Origin of the sequence: Streptomyces dysideae (assembly GCF_001514305.1) — a bacterium.
GTDB classification, from domain to species: Bacteria; Actinomycetota; Actinomycetes; order Streptomycetales; family Streptomycetaceae; genus Streptomyces; species Streptomyces dysideae.
Window position 1 is genome coordinate 102,138 of record NZ_KQ949081.1, and the last position, 9,702, is coordinate 111,839.

The window sequence follows — 9,702 nt, forward strand, 5'->3', positions numbered from 1 at the left end:
GGGTAGAGCGGACGTGCTTGCGGGTACGGTGACCGCGTAGATACGAGCCGAGTCGGGTGGTGGACGTAGTGCTGATGCAGGGTTTCGCGGGGTTGATGTGGCTGCTGAGCGTGGCCCTGATCCTTTTCAGCGGCTTCGCGCTGGTTGACGCCGCCATGCGCCGCGAGGACGCCTATCGAGCGGCCGACAAGAAGACCAAGCCGTTCTGGCTGATCGTCCTCGGGCTCGCCTTCGTGGTGAACCTGATCTTCAACATCCTGTCGTTCCTGCCGATCATCGGCCTCATCGCGACCATCGTGTACATGGTCGACGTCCGACCGGCGATCCGCTCCCTCCCGGGCGGTGGCCGCCCCAGGCGAGGCGGTGGCTCCAGCAGCGACGGCCCTTACGGCCCCTACAACGGCGGACGGTAACGCAAGCGCCCCGTGAGGGGCGGGGCTGCGTCTGATGTGCCGCTCCGCCGCGTGGGCGCGACCAGCCACAACGAACCAGCGCTCGGCTACGGCGAACGCCTGAACGGCGAGCCCCCGCTCACCCCGCCCGATCCAACAGCAACACAGCCACGTCATCAGTCAACTCGCCCCCATTGAGGTCCCGCACCTCATTGACAGCGGCCCGCAACAACGCCTCCCCACTCAAGCCGGCGTCAAGCTGCCGCCGCACCAGCTCCACCATCCCATCCTGCCCAAGCCGCTCCCGCCCCTCCCCGATGTGCCCCTCGATCAGCCCGTCGGTGTAGAGCATCAGGCTCCACTCCCGCCCCAGCTCCACCTGCATCCGCGGCCACCGCGCCCCCGGCAGCAGCCCGAGCGCGGGCCCGTTGTTGTCGTACGGCAACAACCGCGCCGGCCGCCCGGGACGGGCGAGCAGCGGAGACGGATGCCCGGCCAGGCACAGCCCCGCGCTACGCCCGTCCGGCGCGATGTCCACCGTGCACAGCGTCGCGAAGATCTCGTCGTCGGCCCGCTCATGCTCCAGCACCTGCTGCAACGTACCCAGCAGCTCGTCACCGCACAGGCCGGCCAGCGTCAGCGCCCGCCAGGCGATCCGCAGCTCCACGCCGAGCGCCGCCTCGTCGGGACCGTGCCCGCAGACGTCGCCGATCATGGCGTGCACGGTGCCGTCGGGGGTGCGGACGGTGTCGTAGAAGTCACCGCCGAGCAGGGCGCGCGAACGCCCCGGCCGATAACGCGCGGCGAACCGCAGCGACGAACCCTCCAGCAGCGGCGTCGGCAGCAGCCCCCGCTCCAGGCGGCGGTTCTCCTGCGCGCGCACCCGGCCCTCGGCGAGCCGTCGCTCGGCCGTGTCGGAACGTTTCCTCTCCACGGCGTACCGGATCGCCCGGCTCAGTAGCCGGCCGTCCAGCTCGTCCCGGAAGAGATAGTCCTGGGCGCCCACGCGCACCGCCTCCGCGCCGCGCTCGGCGTCACCGGACGCGGTGAGCGCGAGGACGGCGTGCCGGGGCGCGAGCTTCAGCACGTGCTTGAGTACGGCCAGCTCGTCGTCGGCGGCCTGGCCGGGCGCCGACAGCGCGAGGTCCAGCAGGATGCAGTGGACGTCGTCGGTGAGCAGCCGCTCGGCCTCGGTGAGGTTGCGCGCGGTGCGGACCCGGATCGGCTTGCCGGTCGGGTCGAGCATTTCGGGCACGATCGCGGAGCCGCCGGGATCGTCCTCGATCAGCAGCAGCGTGAGATTGGTGCCGTTGTTCTTCTCGACCGGGTCTCCCTTGGGCGGGGCGGCTTCCTGGGCCTTGAAGGCCGCGGTGGCTTCCAAGGCCTCCCTGGAGGGGCCGCCGACTGCGGACGCGGCCTGCGCCTGACCACTCTCCACGGCCGGGATCGCTCTCTGCCGCGGTACGGGTACGGGCATCGTCTTGGGTTCCTTCCCTCCCCCCGAGGGCATGGCGGGGACGAGGGACCTCGACCCACCGACGGGGACCATAGCGGTAGTCGGCGCCGCAACGGAATGGTGTGCGGCACGCCGTGTGGACGCTGGCCGCTGTCATATGCCGCGTTCCGTAACGCAGTTGGACAGGGTGGGGAAGGGGCGGGAATGACGAACATCACGTCCCCGCAAGGTTTGTGAGTGGTGGGGCGTGGGGTGGGTCACGTGGCGCGGGTCGCGAACGGTGCGTGCGGCGGCATATGAGGCTGTATCGCCCGAAAGGCCTCCATGGATTCTCGAGCCCCGAGGCAGGAAACTCTGCCCATGCCCCTCAGACGATCAGCCACAGCAGCCGTCGTCGTCGCGATGGCCGCGATCGCCGCGGCCGCTGTGACCGCATGCGGAACCCAGCAGGCCGGGGCCGGGGCCGGACGGCCGCAGTCGGCGAGCCCCCGCCCCTCCTTCTCGCCCCGGCCCAAGTGCGCGCAGCCGGCCGAGATGCCGACGGTGACGCCCTCGTCCCCCGTGCCGAGCGTGACCGCTGAGCGCCAGAAGGGGAATGGGGACACTCCTCCCAACTACGCCGAAAATCATGCTTATCGGATGCAGAGGGCCCTCACCGCGGCCCAGCTCGCCCAGGGGCAGGCGTCGGCCGAGCTCATCAAGGGGGAGCTGGAGAAGGTCCGGCAGGAGGGCGGCTCCGGTGAGTACGGCCGCTTCAGTGACGAGCGGATCGAGGTGGCACTGAAGCGGCTTGGCTGTGGCAAGGAGCACGGTGTCTACGTCGGGAACGGGTTCTACAGCGTCCACACGGGAGTCACGTGTGTGTCAGGGCGTGTGACGAAGGACGAGTTGGACAGCGAGGTGCACGGTGCCTACGCCGAGCCCCAGCCGGGAACAGGCCCCTGCGTCGAGAACCGCGGCGGCCACTGAGGGTGGCCTGCCTACGCGTCAGGCCGGACCACCCCGAGGATCGGCATCGACCCGGCCCCCGCGATCGTCACCGTCCGGTTCGGGCGTGGGGCGTGCACGATCGCGCCGTCACCGATGTACATCGCGACATGGCTGGCGTCGTCGAAGTAGATGATGAGGTCGCCGGGGCGCATGTCCTCGACGTCGACGCGCTCGAGCTGCTTCCACTGCTCCTGCGAGGTGCGTGGAATGGGCTGGTCGGCGGAGATCCAGGCCTGTGAGGTCAGTCCGGAGCAGTCGTACGTGTCCGGGCCCTCGGCGCCCCATTCGTACGGTTTGCCCATCTGTGCCGTGGCGTACTCGACCGCCTTCTTGCCCTGTTCGGACGCCTGGCCGCTGATGTCCTCGAGTATCCCGGAGTCGAGCCACGCGGTCTGCGCCTTGCGGGCGGCCTCGGCCTCCAGCTCGGCGAGGCGCTCCTTCTCCTCCTTCTCCAGCTGGGACTCGAGCTCTTCGGCCGCCGCGATCTTCTTCTTGATCTCCTTCGTCGCGGTGGCCTTGGCCTTGCGGTTGGCCTCCAGCTTCTTCCACTGGGCGGAGGCGTCCTTGGTGTAGAGCTTCAAGTCCTGCTGGGTGCGGGTCATTTCCTCGAGCAGGGCCTTGGTGGCGCGCTCGCCCTGCAGTACCCGGCCGGCGCCGTCGAGGAACTGCCCCGGGTTGTCGCTCAGCATCAGCTGGGCCTCGTCCGGGAGTCCGCCGGTGCGGTACTGGGCGGCGGCCGCGGAGCCCGCGCGCTTCTTCAACTCGTCCAGTTTCTCCTGGCCCTTGACGATCTTCTTGGCCAGTTCGACGATCTCGGCGGACTGCTGCTCCGCCTTCTCCTCGGCCGCGTTGTACTCGTCGGTGGCGACCGCCGCCGCGTGGTAGAGCTTCTCGAGCTTCTGGCGGACGGCCTCGAGGTCCTTGGTGGACACGGGCGCCGGGGAAGCACTCGGCGTCGGTGTCGGCGTAGGTGTCGGGCTCGTCTGGGACGCGAACGCCGTACCGGGTGCCGCCAGCACGGTGACCGCGCACACCACGGTGATTGCCGCCGTGACCAGACCGCGCTTGCCCGTACCCATAGCCCTTCCCCCAAACTGATTAACCGTCAGTAACTTCCGGACGTCAGGGGATCGTGCCATGCCGACGTACAAAAAGCGACAGAGGCGCGAACGAGGCGACCGAACCAGTCCTCCCCCTCCACCCCACGCCTCATGACGATCTCCCCGCCTTTGTGACGAACGACTCACGGCGATCGTGCCCCGCAGACAGGGGGCGCGCGGAGGTCAACCGCGCGGCGCCAACGCCTCCCACGCCACCGTCACTTCACCCTGCCGCCACCGCGCCGGACCGTCCGTAACCGGCCAGTCGTCGGCCAGGTCCCGTACCGCGCGGATCCAGCGCTGGCGGGCGCCGTACGAGGCGTAGGGCGCGGCGGCCGCCCAGGCGCGGTCGAAGTCGCGGAGAAAGGCGTGCACGGGCTCGCCGGGGATGTTGCGGTGGATGAGTGCCTTCGGGAGGCGCTCGGCGAGGTCCGAGGGGCGCTCCAGGGCGCCCAGCCGGGTAGCGAAGGTGACGGTGCGCGGTCCCTCCGGGCCGAGTGCGACCCACACGTGTCGGCGCCCGATCTCGTCACAGGTCCCCTCCACGAGCAGCCCGCCGCGGGAGGCGCCGGACGCCGGCGCGAGCCGCGCGCACAGCCGCGCCCAGACGGCGGCGACCTCACCCTCGTCGTACTGCCGCAGCACGTTGGCGGCCCGGACGAGATGCGGGCGCCGGTCGATCGGGATCTCGAACCCGCCGTGCCGGAAGACCAGCCCGTCCCGCTCGTACGGCCCGGCCGCCGCGACCCGCGCCGGTTCGATCTCCACGCCGACGACACGCGCGCGTGGCGCGACGGTGCGCAGCCGCTGGAGCAGCTCCACTGCTGTCCAGGGCGCCGCCCCGTACCCGATGTCGACGGCGACGGGATCGGCGGCGCGGCGCAGTTCGGCACCGTGGGTCGCCGCGATCCAGCGGTCCATGCGGCGCAGCCGGTTGGGGTTGGTCGTCCCGCGCGTGACCGTGCCCACGGGGCGGGTGGCGCGGGATGTCATGGCTACGAGGGTAGGCGGTCGCGCCTGCGGGGTAGGCGATCGTGCCTACGAGGGCAGGCGGCCCCGGACCTGCGATGGTGACAGCCGTCGGGGGACGGCGGGCTCCCGCTCGGCGCGGCGGGTGCCGCAGATGACGAAGGTGACGCTGATCAGCAGGGCCCAGGACGCCCACTTGGACAGCGCGACCGGTTCCCAGCCGTGCAGCTGGTACGGGTAGGACCAGGCTCCCAGATAGGTGGCGATGTTCTCGGCCAGCCACAGGAAGAACCCGATCAGGACGAAGGCCAGTGCCAGCGGCATCCGGTGCCGGTGCTCCCCGATCGTGAAGTGCACCCAGGCGCCCACTGTCACGGCGAGCAGCAGACCGGCGAGCGGCCAGCGCAGGTCCGGGAGCCAGTGGTGGCTGAGGAAGTTGACGTACAGGCCGACGGCCACCAGGGCGGTGGCGTGGGCGCGGTACCCGGTGACCGACAGGCCGAGCAGCCGCCAGGACCGGCAGACGTAGCTGCCGACGGCGGCGTACATGAAGCCGCCGTACAGCGGCACCCCGGCGATCTTGGCCAGCCCCGGCTCGGGATAGCTCCACGACCCCACCTGCACCTTCACCACCTCGAAGGCGAGCCCGAGGAGATGGCAGACGGCCACGACCGCGACCTCTCGCCGGCTCTCCCACCCCACCAGGAAGCCCACGCCGGTGAGCAGCACCCCGTACGCCAGCAGCAGGTCGTAGCGCGCCACGGGCAGCGTCGGTAGCAGTGTCGAGGCCGCCATACCCCCCAGCAGCGCGACCGCGAACGCGCAGCAGCGCGCCTGCAGCCACCCGAAGTGGGCGAGCTGCCGGACGAGTACCGCGGAGCCGTGCGCGATCTTGTGCATGCGTATATAGAGCGCGTGGCGGCGGCAGAGGTTGCACGGCATCCAGTGAGGCGCGACGCATTCGGCGCCCGAACAGTTGAGCGACCCGTGGCAATGGATCGGCAAAAATCGCCGCGCCCGGAATGGGAACTCCTGCCTCCGCGTTGCATTCCCGTGGAGGGCGCCCCACACCCTCCGTCCGGCATGCCCGCAGCAAGGAGGACCGCCACGTGAGCCAGTACGTCAGCAGGCTCGGGCGTCGCTCTGCGGCGGCCCCTTCGCGACTGCGACTGCACCGCAGGCCCCGCCGTGTCGCCATGCTCTCCGTACACACCTCACCGCTCCACCAGCCGGGCACCGGCGACGCCGGCGGCATGAACGTCTACATCGTGGAACTCGCGCAGCGCCTTGCCGCGATCAACATCGAGGTCGAGATCTTCACGCGCGCGACAACGGCCGCCGTCGCCCCGACGGTCGAACTGGCACCGGGCGTCCTGGTCCGCCACGTGGACGCGGGCCCCTACGAGGGCCTCGCCAAGGAGGAGCTCCCGGCCCAGCTGTGCGCGTTCACGCACGGCGTGATGCAGGCCTGGGCCGGCCACCGCCCCGGCTACTACGACCTGGTCCACTCCCACTACTGGCTCTCCGGCCACGTCGGCTGGCTCGCCGCCCAGCGCTGGGGCGCCCCCCTGGTGCACGCCATGCACACCATGGCCAAGGTCAAGAACGCCAACCTGGCCGACGGCGACACCCCCGAGCCGGCCGCGCGCGTGATCGGCGAGACCCAGATCGTCGCGGCGGCGGACCGCCTCATCGCCAACACGGCCGAGGAGGCCGACGAACTCGTACGTCACTACTCGGCCGAGCCCGACAAGGTCGCCGTCGTCCACCCCGGCGTGAACCTCGACCGCTTCTCGCCCGCCGACGGCCGCGCGGCGGCCCGCGCCCGCCTCGGCCTCCCGCAGGACGCCCTGATCCCCGTCTTCGCGGGCCGCATCCAGCCCCTGAAGGCCCCGGACGTCCTGCTCCGCGCGGTGGCGGTGCTGCTGGACGAGCGTCCCGAGCTGCGCTCCCGCTTGGTCGTCCCGGTCGTCGGCGGCCCGAGCGGCAGCGGCCTGGCCAAGCCGGAGGGCCTGCAGAAGCTGGCGGCCCGGCTCGGCATCGCGGACGTCGTCCGCTTCCGCCCGCCCGTCGGCCAGGAAAAGCTGGCGGACTGGTTCCGCGCCGCGTCCGTACTGGTCATGCCGTCGTACAGCGAGTCGTTCGGCCTGGTGGCCATAGAGGCGCAGGCGGCCGGTACGCCGGTGCTGGCGGCCTCGGTGGGCGGCCTCCCGGTCGCGGTCCGTGACGGACGGACCGGCTTCCTGGTCCAGGGCCACAACCCCGCCGACTACGCGCGCGTGCTGGCCGGCTTCGCAGACGAACCGCACCGGTCCGCCCGTATGGGCGCGGCGGCAGCGGCACACGCCCAGTCCTTCGGCTGGGACACCGCGGCCGCCGCCACGGCGGACGTCTACACGGCCGCGACGCAGGCGCACCGGCGTCGCGTACGCTCCCACCATGGCTGAGGCAGAGAAGGCGGCGCAGGTCATCGAGTCGGCCCTGAAGGACGCCGACCTGGACTGGGAGAGCCCCACACCCGGCGCCTACGTGGTGAAGCTCCCGGGCACCCGCAAGCTCTCCACGACGGTCTCCCTACGGGTAGGCCGCCACTCCCTCTCCCTGAACGCCTTCGTCATCCGCCACCCCGACGAGAACGAGCCCGGCGTCCACCGCTGGCTCCTGGAACGCAACCTCAGGCTGTACGGCGTGAGTTACGCGGTGGACCGCCTGGGCGACGTGTATGTCACCGCCAAGCTCCCGCTCGCCGCGGTCACCCCCGACGAGATCGACCGCCTCCTCGGCCAGGTCCTGGAGGCGGCGGACGGTGCGTTCAACACCCTGCTGGAGCTGGGCTTCGCGTCCGCGATCCGCAAGGAGTACGAGTGGCGGGTGGCGCGGGGGGAGTCGACGCGGAACCTGGACGCGTTCGCGCACTTGACGCGGCCTTCGGCTGACTGAACCCCGGGCTGCTGTCTCAGGACGGGTCCGGGTCCGGGGCGTCGGTGGGCCTGTCGAGCTCGTCGGCGAAGGCGCGCAGGGCGTCGGCCAGTTCCTTCTTGGTGGGCAGCTGATCGACCTTCTTGTCGAGCTCCGTGATGCGCCGGTTGGGCTCGTCCAGCTCGCTGGGCGTGGACGGCTCCTCCGAGGGTGCGGGGTCGGTGGGGACCGGGGGGCGTCCGGAGACGTGGACGTCGGTGCCGGGTCGGTGCCGCCTGTCGTGCCCCCGTCGGTCGCGCCGACCGTACCGCCGTTGCCGCCGTCGACGTCACCGCTGGTGCCGCCCGAGTCCCCGTCCGGCGGGACGCTGCTCGACACGCTCGGGACGGGGCCGGGCCCCTCGTCCGAGCTCGCCGCGAGGGCGACACCGACGCTGAGGGCCACGAGGGTCGCGGCTCCCGCGACGGCGACTGAGGCGCGTCCGAGGCGTATGGAGCGAACTGTGGCGGCGGAGCCGTGAGGGATCTGAGTATCGTGGGCTTCCGCCGATAACGCCCCAAAGGCACCCCCACCACTGGGCTTCGAGGCCTCGAAGGAGACCTTGACGACGGCCCACGAACGCGTGCTGTCCCGCGCACTGGCGAGGGCCCTTTTCACGAGCGACCTCTTCGCGACGGGGAACGACCGCGACAACCGGGCGGCCGTACGGGCGGTGTCCACGGGAGACCTGGATCTGGTCGGACTGGCTGTGTACGGGCCGCGCAACGCGGTGGACAAGGCGGTGAAGGAGGCGCGCATGCATCCGTGAGGCCGACGGCCGCACGCCCCGTCACGGCTTGGAGCTCGGCGGATCGGTCTGTGTGGCGTGCCGGGGCCGGTTCTTGACCGAGATCTGGCCGACGAGTTCCCAGAAGCACACCAGAGCGGTGATCGGCGGAATCCCGACGATCACTAACGAGACCAGCGCGTGTGACGAGTGGCTGACAGCCAGTGCCACGGCCATCGCCGAGGCGGCCACGATGACGCACCAGGATCGCCGCGCACTCCGACGCTGCACGGTGGCCCGCAGGATGGAGAGAGCTGCCACGAACCACGGTCCGTACACCATCAGCGGCCAGTACTGCGCCAACCTCGCGGGCAGCGCGGACGAGGCGGTCCCCCGAAGTTGGTCATAGGAATAGGAGACGGACCATGCCAGCATGCACACCGCGCTCAGCGAGACGGCTGCGATCAGGAGAGTGACGTGAGTGACGCGCCGACCGCCGTCGAGGAGGTGAGAATCCTGACGGAGCCGTCGACGGCTGCTCCTGCGGCGGGGCGGCATGTGCAGCGGGGTGAGCGGGGTGGGAGCGGGGTTCGCGTTGGCCGTCGTGGACAGCATCTGGGCCAATTCCTCGACCGGGTCCCAGTCATGCGGCGCGATGCTCGGTTCCGGGGCGCTCCCGACGTAGTCGTAGAGACCGACGTCGTCGTAAATCCTGTCCATCGATGACTCCGTACCCTGCCTCAGGAAGCTCCGTACAGATCCGCCATCGCCCACTGATATTCTTTTTCCATTCTGTTGATTTTCTTCAGAAAATCATTGAGTAGGTCAGAGCACCACTTGTGATCCACGTTGTCGTCCCGGTCGTCCCGGTCGACCCATCGGGTCGTGGTCGGCAGATGATCTTCGGCTGCGTGCCAGTCCAATCGCATCACGACCACCTAACGACGGTTGCGGGAGGCGAGGTTGTGGGGCATTCGGGGGAATGCGGGCTGATCGGTTAGGGGATTTTTAGATTGCCTGAAAATATGCGGTGAAGGAATTGTGAATATATGGGCAATTGTATTCCGTGAGTGCCGAAATTAAATGGTGATCACCTGCGCGCCTACCGGA

Annotated in this window: 10 protein-coding genes and 1 pseudogene; 5 read left to right on the top strand and 6 right to left on the bottom strand. The window is 70.2% G+C overall.

Features of this window, described 5'->3' with window-relative positions:
- The first annotated feature begins 74 nt into the window (after positions 1-74).
- The gene (locus tag AQJ91_RS13850; RefSeq protein WP_079084916.1) at positions 75-413 is read left to right on the top strand and encodes a DUF2516 family protein; all 339 of its coding nucleotides are present in this window, start codon (positions 75-77) and stop codon (positions 411-413) included.
- Positions 414-531: 118 nt separating this feature from the next.
- On the opposite strand, the gene AQJ91_RS13855 is transcribed toward AQJ91_RS13850, so the two are convergent.
- Positions 532-1,869: a PP2C family protein-serine/threonine phosphatase gene (locus tag AQJ91_RS13855; protein WP_067020528.1), complete on the bottom strand. Its 1,338-nt coding sequence runs from the start codon at positions 1,867-1,869 to the stop codon at positions 532-534.
- A gap of 339 nt (positions 1,870-2,208) precedes the next feature.
- Between AQJ91_RS13855 and AQJ91_RS55560 the strand changes: the two genes are divergently transcribed.
- Positions 2,209-2,817, top strand: a complete 609-nt coding sequence (locus tag AQJ91_RS55560; RefSeq protein WP_234382224.1) for a hypothetical protein — start codon at positions 2,209-2,211, stop codon at positions 2,815-2,817.
- A gap of 11 nt (positions 2,818-2,828) precedes the next feature.
- On the opposite strand, the gene AQJ91_RS13865 is transcribed toward AQJ91_RS55560, so the two are convergent.
- The 3 genes from AQJ91_RS13865 to AQJ91_RS13875 all read right to left on the bottom strand — a co-directional run bounded on the left by AQJ91_RS13865 (position 2,829) and on the right by AQJ91_RS13875 (position 5,807).
- Positions 2,829-3,917, bottom strand: coding sequence for a C40 family peptidase (locus AQJ91_RS13865; protein WP_067020531.1), 1,089 nt, complete (start codon positions 3,915-3,917; stop codon positions 2,829-2,831).
- 204 nt (positions 3,918-4,121) lie between these two features.
- Positions 4,122-4,931 carry a class I SAM-dependent methyltransferase gene (locus AQJ91_RS13870; RefSeq protein WP_107122433.1) on the bottom strand — a complete coding sequence of 270 codons (810 nt, stop codon included), beginning with the start codon at positions 4,929-4,931 and terminating at the stop codon, positions 4,122-4,124.
- Positions 4,932-4,976: 45 nt separating this feature from the next.
- Positions 4,977-5,807: a DUF817 domain-containing protein gene (locus AQJ91_RS13875; protein WP_067020536.1), complete on the bottom strand. Its 831-nt coding sequence runs from the start codon at positions 5,805-5,807 to the stop codon at positions 4,977-4,979.
- Positions 5,808-6,016: 209 nt separating this feature from the next.
- Here AQJ91_RS13875 and mshA point away from each other — a divergent pair, with 209 nt between their 5' ends.
- The 3 genes and pseudogenes from mshA to AQJ91_RS13890 all read left to right on the top strand — a co-directional run.
- The gene (gene mshA, locus AQJ91_RS13880) at positions 6,017-7,354 is read left to right on the top strand and encodes a D-inositol-3-phosphate glycosyltransferase (RefSeq protein ID WP_199847927.1); all 1,338 of its coding nucleotides are present in this window, start codon (positions 6,017-6,019) and stop codon (positions 7,352-7,354) included.
- Complete coding sequence (locus AQJ91_RS13885) at positions 7,347-7,847, top strand: type III secretion system chaperone family protein (RefSeq protein ID WP_067020541.1); 501 nt, start codon at positions 7,347-7,349, stop codon at positions 7,845-7,847. The genes mshA and AQJ91_RS13885 overlap by 8 nt, the downstream gene beginning before the upstream one ends.
- A 547-nt stretch (positions 7,848-8,394) precedes the next feature.
- Positions 8,395-8,634 (top strand): annotated as a pseudogene (locus tag AQJ91_RS13890) (DUF2000 family protein); the annotation flags it as partial.
- 21 nt (positions 8,635-8,655) lie between these two features.
- Here AQJ91_RS13890 and AQJ91_RS13895 read toward each other — a convergent pair.
- Together AQJ91_RS13895 and AQJ91_RS53550 are read right to left on the bottom strand one after the other, a co-directional pair.
- Positions 8,656-9,312 (bottom strand): DUF2637 domain-containing protein, encoded by a 657-nt coding sequence (locus AQJ91_RS13895; RefSeq protein ID WP_067020544.1) that lies wholly within the window; start codon positions 9,310-9,312, stop codon positions 8,656-8,658.
- A gap of 20 nt (positions 9,313-9,332) precedes the next feature.
- Complete coding sequence (locus AQJ91_RS53550) at positions 9,333-9,530, bottom strand: hypothetical protein (protein WP_159054555.1); 198 nt, start codon at positions 9,528-9,530, stop codon at positions 9,333-9,335.
- Positions 9,531-9,702 lie beyond the last annotated feature (172 nt).

What these genes read in the sequence shown, in the direction of transcription:
- AQJ91_RS13850 (WP_079084916.1), top strand. Translation starts at nt 75, where the DNA reads ATGCAGGGTTTCGCGGGGTTGATGTGGCTGCTGAGCGTGGCCCTGATC.
- AQJ91_RS55560 (WP_234382224.1), top strand. Translation starts at nt 2,209, where the DNA reads ATGCCCCTCAGACGATCAGCCACAGCAGCCGTCGTCGTCGCGATGGCC.
- AQJ91_RS13875 (WP_067020536.1), bottom strand. Translation starts at nt 5,807, where the DNA reads ATGCACAAGATCGCGCACGGCTCCGCGGTACTCGTCCGGCAGCTCGCC.
- AQJ91_RS13865 (WP_067020531.1), bottom strand. Translation starts at nt 3,917, where the DNA reads ATGGGTACGGGCAAGCGCGGTCTGGTCACGGCGGCAATCACCGTGGTG.
- AQJ91_RS13885 (WP_067020541.1), top strand. Translation starts at nt 7,347, where the DNA reads ATGGCTGAGGCAGAGAAGGCGGCGCAGGTCATCGAGTCGGCCCTGAAG.
- AQJ91_RS13895 (WP_067020544.1), bottom strand. Translation starts at nt 9,312, where the DNA reads ATGGACAGGATTTACGACGACGTCGGTCTCTACGACTACGTCGGGAGC.
- AQJ91_RS13855 (WP_067020528.1), bottom strand. Translation starts at nt 1,869, where the DNA reads ATGCCCGTACCCGTACCGCGGCAGAGAGCGATCCCGGCCGTGGAGAGT.
- AQJ91_RS13870 (WP_107122433.1), bottom strand. Translation starts at nt 4,931, where the DNA reads ATGACATCCCGCGCCACCCGCCCCGTGGGCACGGTCACGCGCGGGACG.